The 21680-nt window shown below is 63.1% G+C and carries 16 protein-coding genes; 9 read left to right on the top strand and 7 right to left on the bottom strand.

The window, feature by feature from the left end; translation table 11 throughout:
• Window positions 1–401 precede the first annotated feature (401 nt).
• Window positions 402–1112, bottom strand: coding sequence for a winged helix-turn-helix transcriptional regulator (locus ABZV91_RS12040; RefSeq protein WP_355239322.1), 711 nt, complete (start codon window positions 1110–1112; stop codon window positions 402–404).
• Window positions 1113–1180: 68 nt separating this feature from the next.
• Here ABZV91_RS12040 and ABZV91_RS12035 point away from each other — a divergent pair, with 68 nt between their 5' ends.
• From ABZV91_RS12035 to ABZV91_RS12010, 6 genes are all read left to right on the top strand, one after another.
• Window positions 1181–1747, top strand: coding sequence for a dihydrofolate reductase family protein (locus ABZV91_RS12035; protein WP_355239319.1), 567 nt, complete (start codon window positions 1181–1183; stop codon window positions 1745–1747).
• A 1322-nt stretch (window positions 1748–3069) separates the two neighbouring features.
• Window positions 3070–3540, top strand: a complete 471-nt coding sequence (locus ABZV91_RS12030) for a hypothetical protein (RefSeq protein ID WP_355239316.1) — start codon at window positions 3070–3072, stop codon at window positions 3538–3540.
• 42 nt (window positions 3541–3582) lie between these two features.
• On the top strand, window positions 3583–5022 hold the full coding sequence (locus tag ABZV91_RS12025; protein ID WP_355239313.1) for an aldehyde dehydrogenase family protein: 1440 nt from the start codon (window positions 3583–3585) through the stop codon (window positions 5020–5022).
• Between the two features lie 132 nt (window positions 5023–5154).
• A complete protein-coding gene (locus ABZV91_RS12020) occupies window positions 5155–6147 on the top strand; it encodes a hypothetical protein (protein ID WP_355239310.1) in 993 nt (330 codons plus the stop codon).
• 74 nt (window positions 6148–6221) lie between these two features.
• Window positions 6222–8219, top strand: a complete 1998-nt coding sequence (ispH, locus tag ABZV91_RS12015) for a 4-hydroxy-3-methylbut-2-enyl diphosphate reductase (protein ID WP_355239307.1) — start codon at window positions 6222–6224, stop codon at window positions 8217–8219.
• Entirely contained in the window at window positions 8216–9313 is a 1098-nt protein-coding gene (locus ABZV91_RS12010; protein WP_355239304.1) for a polyprenyl synthetase family protein, read from the top strand. The genes ispH and ABZV91_RS12010 overlap by 4 nt, the downstream gene beginning before the upstream one ends.
• A gap of 46 nt (window positions 9314–9359) precedes the next feature.
• Here the strand turns inward: ABZV91_RS12010 and ABZV91_RS12005 are convergent, their stop codons facing one another.
• The 6 genes from ABZV91_RS12005 to ABZV91_RS11980 form a co-directional block, all read right to left on the bottom strand.
• Entirely contained in the window at window positions 9360–11075 is a 1716-nt protein-coding gene (locus ABZV91_RS12005; RefSeq protein ID WP_355239301.1) for a non-ribosomal peptide synthetase, read from the bottom strand.
• Between the two features lie 31 nt (window positions 11076–11106).
• Window positions 11107–11877 carry an alpha/beta fold hydrolase gene (locus tag ABZV91_RS12000; RefSeq protein WP_355239298.1) on the bottom strand — a complete coding sequence of 257 codons (771 nt, stop codon included), beginning with the start codon at window positions 11875–11877 and terminating at the stop codon, window positions 11107–11109.
• Window positions 11871–12677 carry an alpha/beta fold hydrolase gene (locus tag ABZV91_RS11995; RefSeq protein ID WP_355239295.1) on the bottom strand — a complete coding sequence of 269 codons (807 nt, stop codon included), beginning with the start codon at window positions 12675–12677 and terminating at the stop codon, window positions 11871–11873. The genes ABZV91_RS12000 and ABZV91_RS11995 overlap by 7 nt, the downstream gene beginning before the upstream one ends.
• Window positions 12674–14338: a non-ribosomal peptide synthetase gene (locus ABZV91_RS11990; RefSeq protein ID WP_355239333.1), complete on the bottom strand. Its 1665-nt coding sequence runs from the start codon at window positions 14336–14338 to the stop codon at window positions 12674–12676. Before ABZV91_RS11990 ends, ABZV91_RS11995 begins: the two co-directional genes overlap by 4 nt.
• A 59-nt stretch (window positions 14339–14397) precedes the next feature.
• Window positions 14398–15642: a hypothetical protein gene (locus tag ABZV91_RS11985; RefSeq protein ID WP_355239292.1), complete on the bottom strand. Its 1245-nt coding sequence runs from the start codon at window positions 15640–15642 to the stop codon at window positions 14398–14400.
• A gap of 1154 nt (window positions 15643–16796) precedes the next feature.
• Window positions 16797–18080, bottom strand: a complete 1284-nt coding sequence (locus ABZV91_RS11980; RefSeq protein ID WP_355239289.1) for a cytochrome P450 — start codon at window positions 18078–18080, stop codon at window positions 16797–16799.
• Between the two features lie 610 nt (window positions 18081–18690).
• Here ABZV91_RS11980 and ABZV91_RS11975 point away from each other — a divergent pair.
• The 3 genes from ABZV91_RS11975 to ABZV91_RS11965 are packed head-to-tail and all read left to right on the top strand — an operon-like array spanning window position 18691 to window position 21663.
• Window positions 18691–19164 carry a cupin domain-containing protein gene (locus ABZV91_RS11975; protein WP_355239286.1) on the top strand — a complete coding sequence of 158 codons (474 nt, stop codon included), beginning with the start codon at window positions 18691–18693 and terminating at the stop codon, window positions 19162–19164.
• A 1-nt stretch (window position 19165) separates the two neighbouring features.
• Entirely contained in the window at window positions 19166–20350 is a 1185-nt protein-coding gene (locus tag ABZV91_RS11970) for a PLP-dependent aminotransferase family protein (protein WP_355239283.1), read from the top strand.
• Complete coding sequence (locus tag ABZV91_RS11965; RefSeq protein ID WP_355239280.1) at window positions 20341–21663, top strand: threonine aldolase family protein; 1323 nt, start codon at window positions 20341–20343, stop codon at window positions 21661–21663. The genes ABZV91_RS11970 and ABZV91_RS11965 overlap by 10 nt, the downstream gene beginning before the upstream one ends.
• Window positions 21664–21680: the final 17 nt, after the last annotated feature.

The following is a 21680-nucleotide window of genomic DNA, read 5'->3' as shown; positions in this document are numbered from 1 at the left end:
CGTTTCCGTGTCGCCATGAATATCGAGCCTTTCCGCCCACAACGTGGGCATTCAGACTCTCACAACCCCCGGACCGAACCAGCGGGGTCAGGTCACCGGCTCGTTCATCATCTCGTCATTCGTCGTCGCAGCGACACGGCGGTCGCGGACGGCACGGCCGTGACCTCGGTTGTGCGGCGATTCGATCAATATGGTGTAGAAGGTGTCCCGGTCCATGGAGCTGCGCGTCGGCTCCCGGATGGCCGCGGGAGGAGATGTGCAATCGTGCGACCCCTGTCCGCACCCGAGTTCCTGTCGGTCGCTCGCGTGCGTTGATGACCGGCCGGGTTTACGAGGATGACGAAACCCGTGGCGAATTCGTTGCTTGGACACGCCTTGCGCCTGGCCGAAGCAACACGTGATCACGCGGGAACGGTTCGGGGTACCCAATTGCTGTAGGGGACTTGAAAGATTGCGACGAACTGGTGCAGCAACGCGGGATCACCTTGCACCTCGATGGAGCCGTCGGCCGCGGCGGCGCCCGGATCGGTGACACCGGCGAGGAAGTCGCGAAACCCCGCGCCGCCGGTGATCTGCAGATCGGGCTCGGGGTGCGCCCCCGGCGCGACAAGCACATCCCCGTTCTCGACGACAGCGTGGACAACTGCCTCGCCGATCCGCACCGTGCAGCCGAATGCGATGGCTGGGTCCGGGCCGACGTTGCTCCGGGCGGCGACACGCAAGCCTGTCACCAGCGCGGCTGTCGTCACGATCTCACCGTCCCTGGGGGTGCGCAGTTCCGCAGCGCCCCACAGCGAGAGCGCGTCCAGTGTAGGGATGAGTGCAGAACCCCGTGCGGTCGGCCGGTAGACGATCGCGCGATCGGCGCCGCTCCGCGCCTCGCGGCGGATGAGCCCATCGGCTTCCAGTTCACGTAGCCGTGTCGCGAGTAGATTCGTGGGGATGCCGGGTAGGCCTGCCACGAGTTCCGAGTAGCGACGTGGTGCTACGAGTAGATCGCGCAAGATCAGCAATGTCCACCGTTGCCCGATGACCTCTGCGGCACGCGCGAGGCCACAGTACTGGCCGTACTCACGATTTCCCACGGTATCCAAACTACCAGTTGACTTCATATACTCAAGTCTGCTTTATTTTCTGAAGTGCAGCCGGATGGGCCGGCGGTGCAGAAGGAGGAATTGTCGTGTCGAGCACTCTGACGGTGGACATATTCGTATCGGTCGACGGTTGGGCCGGAAGCGACGGTCTGCCCGGATATTTCGGGTACTTCGGTCCTGAACTCGGTGAATGGGTCGCCGCCGAATCGGCCCTTCCGCAGCAGGTCGTCATGGGCCGACGCACCTATGAGGCGTTCGTGGCCCTTCCCGACGCGGCCTGGGGGGACACCAAGGACCAGGTGATGGGCCTCGAGAAAGTCGTGTTCTCCACGACCCTCGAGAAGGTCGACTGGCCCAATACGCGTCTGTGCGCACGTGACCTCACCGGCGAGATCGAGGCGATGAAATCCGGCGACGGCGCGCCGATCCGTACCTGGGGAAGTCTCTCGCTCGCGCGACAGCTCCTCGGCGCGGGCCTGGTCGACCGCCTCCGAATCGTCACCTTCCCGCTCTTCGCCGGTCCCGCCGGCCGCGAGCCGGCGTTCACCGATGTCGCATCCGCCGACCTGGAACTTGTGGAGCACCGCATCCTCGACAAGCGCCTTGTCCTCAGCGAGTACCGGCCGACAGGGAAGGACATTCCTCGCGCCTGACCGGTCGTCGACTCCACAACGCCGACACATCCTCTGCCACGTAGACGAGTGCTCACAGAGGGGCAGAGGATGCCCGCGGCGGTGGGGCGGTGGGGCGGCGGGTGATGGCGGAGAGCCCAATACGTGGCACGTTCGGGGGTAGCTGATCTGCGCCACCGATATGGTGTCCGGGCTGGGCTCCCGCGGGCGGCTTCCGAGTCGGCCGCTGCTACCTCGGTGCCGACGACCTATGTATATCGCAACATCGACGCCGGCCCGGAGCGAAGCCGCCGCCGTCGAAGATTACCCACCACGCGACGCCGTAGTGGACGAACGCGGGGAATGTGGGCCCGACCCGTTGCGATAGAACACTCGTTGCGGGTCGCCGATAGCGACAGTCCCGAACCCCGCCATCCGGCTGCGCGAGGAGATCGACCGGCCGTGTCGGTACGGGCCGGTGCTTCCGAGGGGTGGGCCCACGCTGCCGGTTCGGGCAGTGCTTCCCACAAGCCAGGACGAAGTCGGCCTCGACCATGGTCACATCCGCGGCCGGCGAGTCCGGTATGCCCATCACCTGGTCCAGCGCCCACCCGCCTGGCTCGCGGCATCGACACGTTGCGGTCGACCGCAAATGAACTGGTAGCGGCCAAGACCTGATCGGTCCCACTTCCCGGAGGTCCGGCACCTCACCATCGCCCAGCACCGCGCTTCGTTGCGCTCACCAGGTCCGGGCGTAGTCGAACCGGTCGCGCCGCCGGCAACGCCAAGTCGGCTACTCCGCTACCGGGAACCGAGGGCACCCAATTGCCCGTATGCCGTTGCGGTCCTGGGATGCACGCTCGGGTTGGTGTCACCTCTCTGTACGTCGAGAGTGCGCAGGGTTGCGGGATCCCGCGTCCGGCCCCATACCGACAGCCCGGGGTGCGACCGGGCAGGCCGACTGGTCGGCGATGCCTGGTCCGAGGGGGCGCCGCTGTGGAAACACCGCCCTCGGCCGGTGCGCGGAGGCGCCCGAACCTCGGCAGCGCCAGCCTTCAGGCCAACCGGAAATCTCTCGAGCAGCGTTGGAGCAACCGCGATGATCGCTGGAAGGCGCCGCATCGGAAACCGTTTTGGCCGGCGGGAGCTGTCCGAAATGGCCGGATCGGTGAAACCGCCAGTCTTTTTTCCGTTGACGTCGGTGCCAGGACATTTGCCTCGCTTTCCTGTTAGGAAGAGGGGGTACACCGACTTGGCAGGACCAGGAAGCAATGTCAAACCCGTACCCGCCGCAAGGGCCGTATCCGCCGGTCCCCCGGAGTGGCCATGCGCAACCCCACGGCTATCTGTTCGCGGCGTCTCCCGTGAATCCGGCACCTGCGCGGTATGCCAGTGGTCTCTTCGGAGTGTGCTCGTTGCTGTGCTGCGCGCTCGCTGTCCCCGCTTTCGACGGAGCAGACGCCGACGAGGCGACCCTACTGGTCGCCCTCATAGGCCAGGCATTCTCCGAACACACCACCCGCAATATCGACTTCGGTGTATCCGCGACGATCACCGTCGGAAGTACGGCGACCCTGTTGGCGATCCTGCTCTGGTTCCGGTTCGGATTCGCTCGCTTGATCCTTGTCGGTCTGGGCACGCTAACAGCGCTCTACTACCTGTACGCATCCGCGCGGCTTGCCGAGGCGGGCGCACCGGCCGCATTCTACTTGTGGCCCCTGATCGCGCTGGCCTTGTGGACCGCGGCCACGCTGGTCGCGGCCCTCCCGGTGACGGGTCGCGCGATGCGCGGACACTCCGCTTCGCAGCCGTATCACCCGGTCCCGCCGTACTGACACACCGTCTCGACCGGGTGAATGAAGAGTCGGCTGACCAGAATGCTTACAGGAGGATACGTGCACGACCGGCTGGTCTATATCGACGGTGCCCTCGCGAGCTCGCGAGATCGGGCGGGTATCGAGGTGCTCAATCCGGCGACCGAAGGCGTTGTCGGTATCGCGGCAGCGGGTTCGGCCGGCGATGTCGATCGCGCGGTGCGCGCCGCTTCGGCGGCTTTTCCCGCCTGGTCTGCGCTCCCGGTCTCCGAGCGTGCGAATTATCTACGCGCTCTCGGTGACGGGCTGGAGAAACGTCGGGCCGATATTGCGGCATTGATAACCGCTGAGGTGGGCACGCCGTTGGCGGTCTCGGAGCGGATCCAGGCGGCATTGCCCGTCGCCGATTTCCACAACGCTGCCGATGTCGCGCTCGAGGTCGAGTGGGAAACCGAGGTGGGGAATTCGTTGGTGCTCGCGGAACCGCTGGGTGTGGTCGGCGCGATCACACCGTGGAACTACCCGCTGCACCAAATTGCGGCCAAGGTTTCGGCCGCCTTGGCAGCCGGGTGCACCGTGGTGGTCAAACCGAGCGAACTGGCCCCGCTGAACGCCCTGCATCTGGCCGAAATCGCCGAGGACATCGGGCTGCCGCCCGGGGTGCTGAACATTGTGCCGGGTGACATGCTCACCGGGGAATCCTTGGTCGAACACGAATTGGTTGATGCCGTCTCGTTCACCGGATCACCCGCTACGGGCCGTCGAATCAGTCGGCTCGCTGCCCGAGCGCCGAAGCGGACACTGCTGGAACTCGGCGGTAAATCGGCCTGTATCCTTCTGACCGACTCGACCGTGGACACGGAACGAAAAGCCCTCACCGACACTGTGCAGAGCTGCCTGCGTAATTCGGGCCAGACCTGTATCGCACTGAGTAGATTGGTTGTTCCGCGGGAGAGGATCGATGCGGTCCTGGAGACAGTGACCGCCCTGATGGACGAATATCCGGTAGGTGATCCCCTGGACCCCGGTACAAAACTGGGACCGGTCATTTCGCAGCAGCAGTACGCCTCGGTGCTCGGACATATCGAATCCGCAGTCAACGACGGGGCCCGGCTGGTATACGGGGGCGCAGAGCGGTTTCCGCACCTGACACGAGGCTATTATGTGTACCCTACAGTCCTGCTGGCTCCCGACAGCTCGATCTCCATCGCACGGGAAGAGGTCTTCGGGCCCGTGCTCACCGTCCTGGCGCATGACGGTGATGACGATGCGGTGCGTATCGCGAACGACTCCGACTACGGATTGTCCGGGGCGGTGTGGGGTGAAGACCGCGACTACGCCGTCGCGGTCGCCCGACGGATCCGGAGCGGCCAAATAGATATCTGCGGCGGGCGCTTCAACCCGCGCGCCCCGTTCGGTGGAATGAAACGTTCCGGCTACGGGCGTGAACTCGGCCGCTACGGGATCGACGAATATTTGCAGACCAAATCGCTCCAGCGATGAACGGCGGCAGGTCAGGTGATGGCGACAGTCCGCCGGTCCGGGGCAGTCTGCGAAAGAAAACGGTCGTTGCTCGACTTGCGTAGTCGTCCAGTCAATAATTTACGAAATCGGCCTCGATTGTTAGGCGAAAAATTGCGTTTCCCGAGTCTTTCCATTCCGTTTCAGGCGAGTATCAACCCGCACGCCGAGTATGCCGAGCTGCACGGTCGACGTTTCGTACGGCGATTCGACTTGCTTACCACGGCGGAGGCCGAGCGGCATTTCGATGAATCGTTGCTCGGGATTCTGGTCGCCAGAGCATGTCCACAGGCGGATCGGGAGACGATCGCAATCGTCGCCGACTGGATGGCGTGCAATCTCGTCCTCGACGACCTGTTCGATGAGACGGAAATCGGTAAGGATCCGGTTCTGCTCCGTGAGTTCTGTGACCGGGTGCTCGTCTGGTTGGCCGAAGACGGCCCCGTCGCCGAACACGATGGTTCTCCCTTTGCGCGAGCTTATACGGACCTCTGGACGCGGACCTGTGCTCGCGCGAGTCCGGTATGGCGCCGCAGGTTCCACGAGCATTTCGCTTTGTTCTTGAACCGGTGTGTCTGGGAATCGGGCAATCGGAAGAACGAAGTGACACCTGATGTCGACGAATACCTGCGGATGCGTGCCTGTGCATTCATGCCGTATATCGACCTGTTGGAACTCGTGGCTCGTTGGGAAGTTCCCGACCATCTGTATCGGACGGATACCTTCGGTGAACTCAACCAGGCATTGTCCGATTGCGTGCTCTGGACGAATGATCTCTACTCGTGTGAGAAGGAGTACGCACTCGGCGATGTCCACAACCTTGTGGTGGTGCTCGCCGCAGCCGAGAGTATCGGCCTACAGCGGGCCGCGGAGATCGTGGGCGACATGATCGGCGAGCGTATCGATCGATTCGCACAGATTTCGGAGGAGATTCGCGAGGTCTGGGCTCCCGAATGTGCCGATCCCGCGGTCGGGACCGCCTTGGCCGGGCATATCGACAACATGCGTTACTGGTTGAGCGGCCAGATGCAGTGGCGTTTCGAGACGAAGCGGAACACCAGCACCAACCTGTCGCTGGTGAACGGCAAGGCCTCCCGGGTCTACTGAGATTCTCGCGAATGCCGGCGTCGGTACCCGGCCTTTTCAAACCGTGCGATGGGCACGGAATATTGGAGCTATCGGTGAGAAAAAGGTACGAGCGCGTCGAATACTTGAATACTCTGGACCCGCAGAAGAGTTGTCACGAGATTCATCGTATATACTCGAATTCCGAGTTCCCCTGGGATTACGGACGGGGACTGGAGGTCGCCGTCTGGAAAACCTGTTGTGTGCCGGAAATATCTTCCGTGCTTGCTCGCTCGGGGCACTTCGCCCGATCGGGGCAAAAAAGGTACGATGATACCCGCATCCTCATCGGTGAGATTGTGTTGCACGGCTACGATTCGATACGGGGAAGGCAGTCGATCCGCCAGATCAACCGCGCCCACCACGGTTTCGATCTGGCAAATGAAGATATGCTCTACGTTCTGTCCGCATTTGTGTTCGAGCCGATCAGGTGGATCGACCGATGGGGTTGGCGGAAGGTGACAGCGGCTGAGCGACTCGGATCGTTCTATTTTTTCCGTGAAATCGGAAAACGCATGAACATCTCCGCGCTGCCCGATGACTACGATTCGTTCCTGGAGTTCAACAAGGAATACGAACGACGGAGATTTCGGTACGCCGCGAGCAATGAGGAAATGAGTGACGCCGTGCTTGCCGTCTACTCGTCATGGTACCGTCGGCCGCTGGACAGGTTGTTCGCGGCGACACTGGCCTGTCGGCTGGACGAGGCGGCGCGCGCAGCCCTGGGCCGCTCGGAGCCGAACGTGTTCGCTCGGGTGGCGAGTCGTACCGGGTTACATGCACACGCATTCGCTGAATTGCTGATGCCCCGGACAATGGCCCGTTTGATGACCCGACCCGCCGCGCGCAGCTACCCCGGGTATCCGATCGGCTACGACCTCTCCGATATCGGGCCGGCCGGCCGCCGAATTCCCGATCCGCCCGAACCGACCGCTGGAGCCGGCGCCGTGCTACCCATGGTGCCACCCCACCACGACACAGTGGTCCCGATCGGCTCGCCCATGCCCGCCGAGGCGCCGGTTCTCACCGGCCGGGCTGTTGTTCTCGCCGAACCACGCGGTTTCTGTTCTGGTGTGGAACGGGCCGTCGAAATCGTCGGGCGAGCTATCGAGGTGTACGGAACTCCGGTCTACGTCCGGCGGGAGATCGTCCACAACCGCCATGTCGTGCACGAACTAGAAGAGCGCGGTGCACACTTCGTGAGTTCGGTGGACGAGATCCCCGAGGGGGCCGTATGCATCTTCTCGGCTCATGGTGTCTCGCCCGCGGTACGTCAGGCTGCGCAGCGGCGTCGGCTCACCGTTATCGACGCCACCTGTCCGTTGGTGGCCAAAGTACATCAGGAAGCTCGTCGGTTCGCTGCCGCGCGGCGAATCATCCTGCTGGTCGGCCATGCCGAGCACGAAGAGGTCGAAGGCACCGTCGGCGAAGCTCCGGGCGACACGATTGTGGTGCGCAGCGCTCGCGAGGTCCGGGAGCTGGACCTACCGGTGACCACACCGGTGGCGTACCTGACGCAGACCACATTGTCCTTGGATGATTCGAACGAGGTCGTTGCGGCCATCCGGAAACGCTTCTCGGATGTTGTCGGACCGGGCAGTGACGATATCTGTTATGCCAGCCAGAATCGCCAGGTGGGCATAAAATCCCTGGCGCGGCAATGTGATGTGGTGTTGGTCGTCGGAGCCTCGAACTCGAGCAACTCGTTGCGTCTGGTGGAGGTCGCCGAGAAGGCCGGAACCACAGCGATGCTGGTACCCGATGTGGAACAGTTCGACGAACGTATTCTGGCAGGCGTGCGTACTGTCGGCGTGAGTGCTGGCGCGAGCGCACCGGAGGTGCAGGTGCAAGCCTTGGTCGCAAGATTGCAGCGACAGGGCTACAACCATGTGGTTGTCGATCGGACAGCGGTCGAGGACATCTCCTTCGGGTTGCCGCCGGGGCTGTCGCGCGGGGTCGCGCGGGGTACGGCGGTGCGGTCGGCCGACCCGGGAAAACCTGCCGAAACCGACAGCGATACCCGGCCGGTCGCTCGGGATGAGGAAAGATCGTGACCCTCCGAGAAGCCTCGCCCGCCGGTCTCCCCGGTGCTGGGCATCTGGCGCGGACGAGCGCGGTGTTGACCGCATTCCTGCGAGAACAGACCACACACCTGCGCGATATCGTCGGCGCCGACGACGAGCTGTGGAGTTCGATGATGTCGGATATCGAACGTTTCATTGCCGGCGGCAAGCGTCTTCGCCCGGAGTTCTGCTACTGGGGATGGCGGGCGGCCGGCGGTGCCGGCGATGGCGATATCGTCGTCCGGGCTTCGGCGGCGCTGGAGTTGCTGCACGCGTTCGCCCTTGTACACGACGACATCATCGATGACAGCGATATTCGCCGTGGTTCGCCGACCGTGCACCGGCACGGCGCGGATTTGCACAGCCGGATGGGATTACGTGGAAGGGCTGCCGACTTCGGTACTGCCGTCGCTATTCTGATCGGTGATCTGTGCCTCGCCTGGTATCACGATATGCTCGACTCCTGCGCTCTCGGTCCCGAGCAGCGCCGGGCAGTTCGCCGCTTGTCGTCGCAAACCTTCGCCGAACTCATCGCCGGGCAGTACCTCGATCTTGCCGAACAGGGTTCACGGCACCTGTCCATGGATCGGTCGTGGAAAGTCATCGCGTACAAAACATCGAAATACACCATCGAACGCCCGATGCAGCTGGGCGGAATTCTGGCCGCAGGAGATCCGATGATAGTGGATTCTTACTCCCGCTATGCGGTTCCGCTCGGTGAGGCATTCCAGTTGCGCGACGATATCCTCGGTGCGTTCGGTGACCCAGCGGTCACCGGTAAGCCCGATGGTGACGATCTGCGTACCGGCAAGGGCACGGTATTGCTTGCCACCACCCGGAAGCTGGCCGACGACACCGCGCGGCGAACCATCGACGAACTACTGTCCCGCGAGACGATGACGGACGAGGACGTCGCTCGCCTGCGGGAGATCATGGTGGAGACCGGCGCGGTGACGATTGTCGAGGAACGAATCGGCGAGCAGGCACAAGCGGCCGCGAGTGCCGCCGAAGATATGCCGGTGGATGCCGTCGTCCGCGACGCACTACGAGATCTCGTGACCCGCACCGCCTTCCGCGACCGGTGACGGCCGGCGTCGGGCGCCTACCATCCGGAAAACTCGGCCGGAAGCGTTATCGGTTCGAATGGTAAACGCTGGGATCGCCCTGGAGTCGCTCGGTGATCAGTTCGCGCAAGCCGTTCACCGTCGGTTGTTCGAAGAACTCTTCTACGGCAAGTTCGACACCCCAGGTGCGGGATATGACATCCAGTATCCGGAGGATGTGCAAGGAATGTCCTCCGAGGAGAAAGAAATCATCATCGGCTCGGACGGTTGACAAGCCGAGAGTGCCTTGCCACAGGAAGATCAGATCCTTCTCGATGTCGTCGCTGCGAGCATGAGTAGAAACCGGCGTCCGGTAATCTGGATCCGACAATGTGGACAGCATCGCACGGTCCGCCTTTCCGGATGTATTGAGCGGTATGCGATCTATCGGCACAAAGAGGTCCGGGACCATGAACGACGGCAGGTCGGCACCGGCGAAGGCTTTGATCTCGGCAATACTCGGGGCTGTTCCTTCGGAGGGGACCAGATACGCCACGAGGCGTTGCGCGCCATCCATGACGACAACGGCGTCCCGGATATCTCGATGTGCGCGTAGTGCGTTCTCGACCTCCGCGGGCTCGATACGATGCCCCCGGACCTTGAGCTGGTCGTCTCGCCGTCGCTGGAAGACGAGACTGCCGTCCGGGTTCGACAACACCAGATCACCGGTGCGGTACAAGACCTTTCCAGGCTCGTCGCCGAGAGGATCTGGGACGAAGGCCGATGCCGTGGCGGCGGGCCGACCGAGGTAACCGTGCGCCACGCAGGTCCCGCCGACATACAACTCACCCACTGCTCCGACGGCAGTGGGTCCGAGATCGTCGGTCAGGACCCGGGTGAAGCGCCCGGCAAGCGGGTGCCCGATGGGAAGTGGCTCTGCCGGTGAGGTAATGGTGTGGCAGGTCGTGAACACGGTACATTCGGTTGGTCCGTAGCAGTGGACCAGGCTGGTCTGCGGCCACTGTGCGATGGCCTGGCGAATAAGTCCGGGCGGCGATACCTCGCCTCCGAACAGCAGAATTTCGAGTCCCCCCGGCGCACTGAGGTCAAGATCGACCATCTGCCGGAACAGTGCGGTGGTGAAGAATGCGACGGTGACCGTATGGCGTTCTATCGATCGGGCCAGGTCGAGGAACGATGGCGGATTGCCGGGGGCGATTACAGTTCCGGCGCCGCACAGCAGGGGAACCCATAGCTCGAAGACCGACGCATCGAACAAAATCGAGGAGTGTGCCAGAAAGCGGTGGTTCGATCGTATTCCGAGTGCGGTGAGCCCTGCTGCCAGGTCGAGTACTGCGCGGTGTGGGATAGCCACACCCTTGGGCTTCCCGGTCGTGCCCGATGTGTAGAGAACGTAAGCGGTGTGCAGTCCCGACCTGGTGCGACGGAGATGGTGCTCGGTGTCGTCGCCTCGAGAGCAAGTTATTTCGAGCTCTTCCGTCAGCACTGTCGATATGTTGTTTTCCGCAATGATCGCCTGCCTTCGTCCGGTCGGCAACCGGTCGTCCAGGGGGACGAAATAGCCACCTGCTTTCAGCACCGCGAGAGCCGCTACGACGAATTCGGGAGATCGCGGAACAGATACTCCCACCGCTGTGTTCGGAACGATGCCGGAGTGTGTCAGATAGCATGCAAGGGCATTTGCCCGCTCCTCCAATTGTCGATAAGTTACCGTCGCGCTGTCTGTGATCAACGCAGCGGCATCGGGCGTAGTGGCCGCCCACTTCGATATTGCAGAGTCCATGGACTGCGGCATCCTTGTCCTACCCATGAAATCAACTGGAACCTGAGCGCCTCAACGTATTATCGATTTCCGTCAGCAGGAGGTTGCGATCGCTACGCAGGGTGAAGTGTCCGCCGGGCAACTCGACGATCCTGAACTCGCCGGTCGTCTCGGATTTCCAGGCAGGCAGTGTGCGCCGGTCGGTATATTCGTCCTGACTTCCGGCGAAAGCCGTAAGGGGACAGCTCAACTTCGCCGGGCCGACATAACGGTATGTCTCGGCGAGTTTCAGATCAGCTCGCAGGCAGGACAGATAGGGCCGCATGAACGAACGGTTGCGAAGTAACTCGGTCGGCGTGCCACCCAGCCGGTCCAGATACTCGACGAGCTGATCATCGGTGTGGTGGCTGCGTGCGGAATCGGTTTGTGGCCGGCTCGGTGCCGGCTGCCCACCGACAAAGAGTTGAGTCAGATTGGCCTGGAGACGAACCGGTACGCGCCGCGCGAACTCGTACATGATAAGTGCACCGAGACTGTAACCGAACAGCGAAAACGGTCGCGTCAGTATCGGTCCGGCCGCCTCGACGAGGTCGTCGGCCAGCGCTGGGACCGAGGTGTAGGTGGTTTCCCGGATTCGGCGTTCACGCCCCGGCAGCAGAACAGGAACCACATTCGCAGAGTCCGCCAAGGCCGCGTGCCAGAGCCGGAACTCACCCGTCCCACCGCCCGCTCCTGCCAAACACAGCAGCGGTCGGCCTCTCCGGTCGAGAGACGCGCCAGGGAACCAGAACTCGAATCGACTGTTCGTTCGGGCCGCTACCATCTCTTCCCCGGTATCGTCCGTTCAGCCATCTTATCGACTTCCCCGGCCAACAGTTCGAGAAAGCGCTCACGGCTTTCCCGGGCGAAGAAGTGGCCACCCGGCAGAGTATGGCGACGAAACCAGGCAGAGGTGAACTTCGACCATGCGTCGAGATCGAGCGCATTCGCTTCGAAATCGTCTGTTCCACCGAACGCCACAACAGGGCAGGGAAGCAAAGTTTCGGTGTCGGCATGATAGTTTTCTCGAATCCGGAACGAGGCCCGGAGATCGCGTAGCAACCAGCGAGCGAACCTTTCGTCCTCGAGTAGTTCCTGGGGTGTGCCACCCAACCGGCGAATCCATGCCAGCAGCTCATCATCGTCCAGGTCGGCCACGGACGCCCGCCTAGCGGGGCGATCGGGGGCTGCCAAGCCGGAAACCACGACGCCGAGCAGACGCTCGGGATCTCGGCCGACCAGCCTGCGCGCCAGCTCGAACACGACCAGGGCGCCGAAGCTGTGCCCGAACAGGACTATCGGCAACGGCGTGTCCCGGTCCACCTCCTCGATGGCAGCGAGCAGTTCCGATACCAAGGTGGCTGCGTCGGCAAGCGGTTCCTCGCGCAGGCGCCGCTCCCGACCGGGCAATTGAATCGGCCACAGTTCGGCATGGTCGGGCAACGCGGTTCGCCACGCCACGAATTCGGACGGGCCGGTTCCTGCGCCGGACAGGCAGAACAACCGATAGCGTGGTGCGGGGCGCCGGACGACATAGTTGAACCAGAAGCCGGCAGCGGATACTTGCTTAATCTGCCCCTTCATGGTGCCGACCGCCGTCGTAGATCGATCAAGCGCGCAATTTCGCCCAGGGTCGGATTCTCGAACACATCGACCGGCTCGATGTCGACCTGCAGATCGGTGTAGATCTGCCGGAGGAGCCGGGCCATTGTGAGGGAGGTCAGCCCGAGCATGAAGAGGTCGTCGTCTGCGGCGACAGCTCCCACCTTCAAGAGGTGCGGTACGATCTGCCCGAGATAGGCCTGCGTCGGGTCGGACTGCGGCGGTTTCGGATCCCGCTGCGTGGCCATGACCGCATCGGGATCCGGCAGTGCGCGGTGATCCAGTTTTCCCCAGGCCGTCAAAGGCAGGGCTGCCATCGGCGCATACAGGGTGGGGACCATCTGGACGGGAAGCCGCTGTTCCATCCAGGCGATAACCGCTGATCGGTCGAATGTGTCGACTTCGTCAGGGACCAGGTAGGCCACCAACCGGTCGTCGTGTCGCCGTACTACACAGTCGCGGATGGACGGGTGGCGCGCCAGCATACGTCCCACCTCTCCCAGCTCCACCCTGAGTCCGCTCATCTTCACCTGCTCATCACGTCGTCCGATGAACCTGATCCGACCGTCCTGGAGCCGAACCCCGAAATCTCCGGTCAAGAACAGGCGGTCACCGGTCCGGACCGGAAACGATGCGGCATCGGCCGCCGCATCTTCGAGGTATCCGATGGCGAGTCCCGTCCCGCCGATACAGATCTGCCCCGGCGTGCCCGCCGGTACCGGTTCCAGGTTCTCGTCCAGCAGTTCCAGGGAACAGCCTGGAACCGGATTGCCGAGCGGAATGAAATCGGCTGATTTCAAGCTTTGTTCGTCGATTACCGAGTAAGTCGTCCAAATAGTTGCCTCGGTGACACCGTAGGCGTTCACCAGTTCTCTTCCCTTTGCCCACCGGGTGGCCAGATCCGGCTCGATGGCTTCTCCTGCACTGATGACCAGCCGCAGATCGGCGATCCCACCGGGCTCGCATGCCCGCAACGATGACGGTGTCGCAACAGCGACTGTGCTGTGCGAACCGACCAGGAAACGCTCCAACGGCAATCCGGGGTATCGCTCCGCCGCTGTTGCAATGTGCAGGCAGGCGCCCGCTGTCACGGCGAGAAGAATCTCGAAAAGGAATGCGTCGACGCACCACGGTGCGATCTGCGCGACACGATCGGTGGGCCGGACATCGAGTACTGTGCGCTGTGCGCGGGCGACATTGTGCAGTGCGTCATGCGTGCATACCACACCTTTCGGATGGCCGGTGCTGCCCGAGGTGAAGATGACGTAGGCGGCGTCCGATCCTTCGTCGAAACGCCGCGGTGTACTACTGGTCACCGCGATCTGCGGATCAGTGGATTCGGTTGCGGATATGATGAACCGGACGCCGGCCCGGGTGGCCAGGTCGGCTCGGCGCAGGGGTGGCTGCGAGATATCGAGGGGGAGGAGTATGCCGCCTGCGGTCAGCACTCCCAGAGCTGCGCAAATACCTGCCGCCGAGGGTGGAAGCGATATCGCGACCAGATCCCCGGCACGTAAACCGCGTTCGGTCAATTCTCGGGCGATCTTCGTGATACCTGCGCCGAGAGAGCGATAGTCGAGTACGGCGTCGGGGCCGCTGACAGCGGGAGCCTCCGGGGTGCACCGAACGAATTCGGCCAGCATCGTCAGCACGTCGGAGCCGCCGACGTCGAGGGGCTGCGGCATGGTGGTTTCCGGGAATTTCATCGGGAGGTTCCTCGCTCGGCTGCGTGGTCGGCGGCGCCCTTCATAAGCTGAATCGGAATATGTTGAGGGCAGGGTAGATTCACATTCTCCGACCAGGCGATTTCAGGGTCGAGTAGTACTGGCGAGCGGTCCGGCCGGAAAAGCTCCTCGAGAATCAGTCGGCATTCGAGGCGAGCGATATGCGCCCCTGGGCAGTGATGTCGCCCGTATCCGAAAGCGACGCTTCGTCGTGTGGCCCGGTGCGACCCGGTTTCGGCATCGAGAAGCTGCCAATTGGCTGCGGCGAGCAGGACCAGAACCGACTGACCGGCCAGCAATTCCTGGCCACCCAGTTCGGTATTCGCGACAACCGTCCGGCCGACGAAACGTGACGGAGATACCCGGGTGAGAAGGTCCTCCACCTCGTCGGGGCCGTCCGAGCGGTGGTGTAATGGTCCGAACGTGGGGCCGATCCGTTCCAGGACGGCTCCGGCCAACAAGCCCGTGGTGGTCTGGTGTCCCGCCGCGATCAGCATGAGCAGGTTGGCGGCAATATCCGTGTCGTCGAACAGGCCGGAGGCATCCGCGCCCCGTACAAGTAGCCCAGCGCCGTCGTCCGTCGGTATACGTCGACGTTGCCGTACGATCTCCGCGCAATAGTCGGCGAACTCGACAACTGCTTCGAAAACGTCCTCGTTTCGCTCTGGTTCGAAGCCGGTGACAACGCGAGTATATGCATCGGACCACGGACCGATGGCCGGAAGATCTCCTGGTGGCAGCCCCAGCAATCTGCCGATGACTTCGAGCGGCAGTGGACGGGCCAGATCATCCACTACATCGCGTCGCGCCCCGGTCCCACTCTCGATCATCTGCGTGATACGTGTCCGAATCCACGGCGTCAGTATGTCGACCCGAGCGGGAGTGACTACCGACCGGATGATGGTTCGCCAAGCGTCGTGGCGGGCACCGTCCAGAAAAAGTGCTTGGCGGGCAATGATTTCCTGTGCCCGGTCGAGCGCCGAACCGCTCGGTGCGGTCGATTGTCGTCCGGTCGTAATTCGCATGGCACTGAAGTTCGGACTCGTCAGCACTGTCCGTACTTCCGGGAAGCCGGCGACCAGCCATGCTGCGGCGTAGGCGTCCCAATGTACCGGACTCTCGCGGGACAATCGGGTGAAGAGTTCGTGACTGCCCTGGCGGTGCGCCGACGACAGCAACGAGTAGATACTCAATGAGCGGTCGAAATGGGAGTGTCCTGTCATCTACGACCTCGATTTGCGGGAGAATGTTCGATATGCGGGGTGCACAGGATCTGCCGCACATTCGAACAGATCCCTGTTCCGCCATCGGCGGTTCGTAGGTGGCGAAAGCCTGCGGGCGGCGAATGGACTGTATCCGTCGCGACCGGAGCGGGAGCCACCCTCATGGTCCGGCGCGCGCGGGAGCCGGGCAGGGTATGCCGTGATCCACGCGAAGCGTTGCGCTCGCTGAGCTGTAGCTATGTCACCAGGCCCTGGCGGAGGCTTCCGGCGGAGCTGTCGTATCCACGACCGGAGGAAGCGCCGAGGCCGGTGCCGACGATGGTCGGAAAGGGAAGTTCATCCTGTTTGTTCATGCTTTCTCTGCTCACGCCGAATCCTGCTACAGATCGGTCAACTGACAGTCGGCCGATCTGTAGACGTCGCGGCCCGATCGACCGGGCTCACTCAATAGCTGACCGGATGCTGAGACAGACTCTAGGTGAGGTATCCGGTTCCTGGATCGGTGAAATCGCCGGTCTGTGGGCCGGGTGGGCGCTCGGCCGGAGTAGGTGGCCGGCCGGCGGCTATCCGAAGTACCAGAAACCGCGTCGGCAGCCGTACCCCGGCGCGGTGCATCCCATCGGACCTGAATCCGGCCAATTGATCGCCTGAGTTCTGTTGCCTTCGCGTGCGAGTGTGCTCTTGGCCTGCCGGCACCACTGATAGGTGTGACCGCCGCACTCGAACCACTTCCAGCTGTCCGCGGCCGCCGTCGGACTCGAGACCACCGAAATAGGTAAGATCGAGGCGGCGACACCGATCGCCACAGCCGCGGCCTTTCGCTTGAAGTTCTTCATATCCAATTCCTCTGTTGCCTCTGATCGCCCTACATCGATCGGACATTTCTATGTCGAAATATGTAGTCCGGAATAGTTGACGCCGGGCACGGCGTATCGACATGTATCCACGTGCGACAGCGAACTGTCGGTTCCGGGCCGATCCGGCGACCAGGTCAGCACATTGTCGTCGTACGTACGGCCTTTCGAATCAGTAGAATCACTGGTGTTGCATCTTTGGCCGACACCACCGAATACTTCCGCTGGGCGGCAAACCGTGATATAGCAGGGTCGACGATCCGGCCGATCCCCGCCGTCGGAGATCGCCGACCTCGGCGTCTACCTCGGAATCCTCCAGCGGAGCGGCGTCGACAATCTCGAGGATCGGTCCTGTGGTGCTGTCGGATCGCCGGTACCCGAACCAGGCCGATTCGAAATGCGCCCGATGAATCTGCCACGCAGGCCGGCCGGCACCAGCAGTGCGTTTGCGACCATGGGGGCCGATGAATTGTGCACTTCGATGTCGTATTCGCGGGCGAGCGTCCGGACGGCGAGGGTGAGCTGGCGGAAATCGATGTGGTTGCCCGGGCATATTCGCGGCCCGGCACCGAACGGAAAGTAGGCGTATCGCGCGTGTGGCGGAACCGAAGTCCGCCACCGTTCGGGGTCGAATGTGTCCGGATCGTCCCACCACCGCGGATCCCGGTGCACCAGGTAGGTGCAGAACATCACCTGCTCGCCGGGGTACACCTCGATATCGCCCACGGTGGTGCGCTCCCACACCTCACGGCCCATCAACCAGGTCGGCGGATACATGCGCAGCAGTTCCTCGACGAATGCCTCGGCGTAGTCCTCGGTCTCCGCGGCCAGACGGCGGGTGAGATCCGGCCGGCGGGCCAGAGTCGACACCGCCCAGGTGAGTGTGACGCCCGGCTGGCCGTAGGAGGCACGCAATATCGCTTCGACCATCGCGGTGACCTCCTCCGGATCGAGGTCTTCGGCCAGCAGTGCATCCAGCAGGTCTGCTGCTTCATTCCGGGGCGACTGGCGACGCGTCGCTATCCGATCGGCGAGAGTGCTCCGCAGCCGCGCATTAGCACGGTGCAACCGGCGCACTTTCGGCGTCGGCAGCCACGTCGGCAGCGTCAGCGAACTGCCCATGAACACCTCGGACACCGCTACTGCGTCGGTGAGCGCGTCGGCCAGATCCGGATCGGATGTACCGAGGCAGTAGTCGGTCATGCTGCGGCCGGTGAAGGTCTTCATGACCTCCCGCACGTCCACCTCGCGGCCGCCGGTCTCTGCGAGGGTCTCTCGGAGCAGGTCGATCATCCGGGGTTCATAGGCACTGAAGGCATTCGGGGACATAGTCCGCCTGGCGCCTTTGCGCGCCGCCATCCGGCCCGCCGTCTCGACACGGGGCTGTGCGCCACCGATCAAACGCCCTTCGATCCCGACCTCGTCGTTCGTATGGACAAAGAGCTGGTGAATGAGGTTCGGATCCAGGACCACTGTTGCCTTATCACTGAACCTGAACACGTCACCGTATTTTTGCTGGCATTCGCGGAGGAACCCGATGCGATCACGCTCGTAGGCCAGCCGGTTGCGTAAGGTCGCCGCCATTCGTCCTCCGTAGCAGAACAATGTGCCCGGCGACCATCAGCAGTCACCGGGCACGTTGCACCATTCCGATCTAGATCCATGTCCACCGACCACCCATGCGGCCGTCGTCTACGCGCAGCAGCCGACCGACTGCGGCTACGATGAACTTCGCCATATCCACCACCTCCCCACATGACCATTGTTCGGCCTCGTCGAGGGCCGAACGACGACGACGCTGGTCAGCGTAGCCCGGTCGAATCGGAGTCCGAATCGGTGTAGTCGCCGGTCCCGGGATCGACGGCCCGCTGCCCGGTATTCCGGTCCCCGCTCGGTGTCGGCTTCGGCCGGAGCCATTCGCCGACAACGGGATTCAGCGCATGGAGCCGATTTGCAGCCGGCCGGGGGATCGGCTTCGGGTGCTCGTTGCAGCCGTCCCGATGGGCAAACAGTGATCGGTGGCCGCGGCGGGGCCTATCGATAGTTCGTTGCCGATGATTTGCGGCGTTACCGAGACCGGTGATTCTACTGATACCGCGAACGGCCTCGGCGAGCGCACACTGAGCTCGTCGGATACCGACCGACCGGTCGTTGGAGCCGGGCCGGATTCGGCAGCAGAGTCACGCACAGTTAGATGAGGAATTCCGAAATGGAATGTGTGCAAACGAAATCCGCACTTGTCGCTCGTCCCGTCGATTCGACGGCCAGGATCGGGCGTCAAGGCCAGAACCTCACCCCCTGTATCACCCGCGGCAGGTGTGGAGCGACGAATATATCCGCCGGATATGTGAACATGCCGCCGGGCAAATCCTCCAGAGCGCATTTCCATGCGCATTCGGAAGTCGTTGTGGTCTGCACGGACGGTTACGCCGCAACATTGATCGGCCCGGACCTGATTCCACATTTTCACGGCCCCGGCGAGTTCATGTACATCCCGGAAGGGGTGATCCATGTAGCCGTTAACCTCAGCGGCACCCACAATCTGATCGCCGTCGAGATGCGGACCGACCCGGAGTTCGATGACGATGTCGTTCTGACGCCGGAACTCGAGACGCGAGCGCAGGTCGTGGCAGCCGAACTCCGCCGCGTCCGGGCCGCGGTGGTGTAGCGTGGCCCTCCCGGCATACAGCCGTGCCGCCGCTGCGGTGCAGAGCGGTCCGATCGATGAAATCTTCGCTGTTCTGGCCCATCGGCCCGATGTTGTCTCCTTTGCTGTCGGTTCACCCGACACCGACCTACTGCCGGTCGACTTGATGGACGAACTCGTGCGGAAGGCGGGGGTGAGGTACGGTCCGTCCATCCTTCAATACGGCATGACCCGGGGATTCGCCCCTTTGCTCGGGCACGCCCGAGAACTGCTTCTGAAACGCGACATCTCCTGCTCCACCGGGGCGATCCACATCACGACAGGAGGGTCGGGCGCCCTGCACAACGTGTGCATGGCACTGCTCGACGAGGGTAACGTCGTCCTTGTGGAAGAGCCGACCTACGGGCCGGCTGTCAAGAGCTTCCGCAGTCACGGTGCGACAGTGCGCGGTGTAACGTGCGACGAGTTCGGCATCGTTCCCGAGGCGCTGGAGGAAGCGCTGTCTCCCGATGTGGCTTTTCTGTACATGTTGCCGACCTTCCAGAATCCCACCGGGCGGACTGTTCCGGCGGAGCGTCGGCAGCAGCTCGCGGAAATCGTACTGCGCCGTCATGTCCTGGTAATCGAAGACGATGTCTATGCCGATCTGCGATACCACGGTGACCCGGTTCCCGCAGTATGGTCGTTCGCACCCGAGAACACTGTGTACATCACTTCGTTGTCGAAAACTCTCGCGCCGGCCGTACGTATCGGTATCGTCGTGATTCCGGAGCATCTGTCCGACGGCACGTTGGCGCTCAAACAGAATATCGATATGCAGACCTCGACCTTCTGCCAGGCCATAGCCGCAGAGTTTCTGGAGAGCGGTCACGCGGAAACGCATCTCGCACGGATAATCGAAAGCTATTCGTCGCGACTCGATACGCTCGTTGCCGCGCTGGATCGGCATTTCTCACCCGAGTTCCGCTGGACGAAACCTGACGGCGGCATGTTCATGTGGATGGATGGTCCGCCGGATTTCGACGCGGATTCCATCCTGGATTCCGCTCTCGCGCAGGGCGTTGCCTATCTTCCCGGTAGCGTGTTCTACGCCGACGGTGGTCATCGCCATCGCAATACGATTCGCCTGAGCTTCGCCAATGTTGCCGACCGCGACATCGATCGCGGAATCAAGCAGCTCAACGCGTTGTTCGAGGCATGCGGGTGAGCATGCACCGAATAATCGACCTCCGATCGGACACCGTGACGAAACCGACGGCAGCGATGCGCCGGGCGATAGCCGGCGCGGACGTGGGCGACGACTGGTACGGTGATGATCCGACCGTGAACCTGCTACAGGATCGGGTTGCCGAACTCACCGGCAAGCAAGCTGCCGCCTTTCTTCCCACCGGAACCCTGTGCAACCAGATCGCTATGCACGCCTACGTCCGATCTGGGCATTTCGTCGTCTGCGAGGCGCAATCGCATGTCTGCGGGATGGAATTGCATTCGGCCGCAGCCCTCTCGGGGGTGGCGTTCCGGCGGGTCCCGGCCCGCAGCCATGGCCAGCTCACCGCGGAAGACCTCGAGCGTTCGTTGGAGCCCGATCCCTACGATGTGGGAGTCGTGGACCTGGTCGTCGTCGAGAACACCCACCAGCTCGGTGGCGGATGGCCCGCGCCGGTGGCCTCGGTGGCCGAGCTCGCGGCGGTGGCAACCGCCCGCGGTGTCCCGCTATACCTCGATGGTGCTCGCCTGTTCAACGCGTGCGCGGCCACGGGTGCCACGGTCGCGGAATACGCCACACACTCCGATGCGCTGATGCTCAGTCTGTCGAAAGGGATGGGTGCGCCGATCGGGTCCCTGCTCGCCGGTGATGCGGACTTCATTCGCGAGGTCCGACGATTGAAGATTTTGTTCGGCGCGGCCTGGCGGCAGGCAGGCATCATGGCGGCGGCCGGGCTGGTCGCCCTGGACGAGGGACATGAGCGGCTGATCTCCGACCACGAGAACGCCCGACGGCTGGCGGCCGGTGTCGCCGAGATTCTTCCGGGCTCGGTCGATCCGTCGGCGGTCCCGACCAATATCGTTTTCGTCGACGTCACCGGCACCGGTCGGACACCGTGGCAGTGGGCCGAGTGTCTCGCTTCGGTTGGTGTCCTGGTAACCGCGGTGCCCGGCCGGGTGCGGATGCTCACCCATCGCGATATCGGTCCGGCGGATATCGACGCGGTGATCGCCGCATGGAAACGCATCGAATCCGCATCCGTGACAGAGCCGGAAAAGACCTGTCCGCCGCACGCCGGCGATTGCGGAGGGGGCGGACGAAGATCGCGAGTCGCCGAGGGACCTATATCGCCCAGCGCGGCCGCCGCGACCGCGGATCGTTCATCGGGCATATCCGTCAGCCGTTCGGCCACGCCGGGCGGCCGCGGCAATTACACCAGCTCCGGTCTCGCTGGCGGTAGCCTCCGTGCGGTCGGCAACACGACCGACTCGGCGTCGTCGGACCCACGCGGTCACTGGCGGCATCGATATTGACGATTCGCCGAAGAGAT

This window comes from Nocardia sp. NPDC004568, from assembly GCF_040609955.1.
Lineage (GTDB): Bacteria > Actinomycetota > Actinomycetes > Mycobacteriales > Mycobacteriaceae > Nocardia.
The sequence above is the reverse complement of the archived record's forward strand: the minus strand, read 5'-3'. Positions and strand labels throughout refer to the sequence as shown.

Excerpts from the sequence above, each read along its gene's own strand:
- ABZV91_RS11980 (WP_355239289.1), bottom strand. The coding sequence starts at position 18,080 with ATGGCGGCGACCTTACGCAACCGGCTGGCCTACGAGCGTGATCGCATC.
- ABZV91_RS12040 (WP_355239322.1), bottom strand. The coding sequence starts at position 1,112 with ATGAAGTCAACTGGTAGTTTGGATACCGTGGGAAATCGTGAGTACGGC.
- ABZV91_RS12000 (WP_355239298.1), bottom strand. The coding sequence starts at position 11,877 with ATGGTAGCGGCCCGAACGAACAGTCGATTCGAGTTCTGGTTCCCTGGC.
- ABZV91_RS12005 (WP_355239301.1), bottom strand. The coding sequence starts at position 11,075 with ATGGACTCTGCAATATCGAAGTGGGCGGCCACTACGCCCGATGCCGCT.
- ABZV91_RS11990 (WP_355239333.1), bottom strand. The coding sequence starts at position 14,338 with ATGCTGGCCGAATTCGTTCGGTGCACCCCGGAGGCTCCCGCTGTCAGC.
- ABZV91_RS11975 (WP_355239286.1), top strand. The coding sequence starts at position 18,691 with ATGAGGAATTCCGAAATGGAATGTGTGCAAACGAAATCCGCACTTGTC.
- ABZV91_RS11995 (WP_355239295.1), bottom strand. The coding sequence starts at position 12,677 with ATGAAGGGGCAGATTAAGCAAGTATCCGCTGCCGGCTTCTGGTTCAAC.
- ABZV91_RS12025 (WP_355239313.1), top strand. The coding sequence starts at position 3,583 with ATGCTTACAGGAGGATACGTGCACGACCGGCTGGTCTATATCGACGGT.
- ABZV91_RS11985 (WP_355239292.1), bottom strand. The coding sequence starts at position 15,642 with ATGACAGGACACTCCCATTTCGACCGCTCATTGAGTATCTACTCGTTG.
- ABZV91_RS11965 (WP_355239280.1), top strand. The coding sequence starts at position 20,341 with ATGCGGGTGAGCATGCACCGAATAATCGACCTCCGATCGGACACCGTG.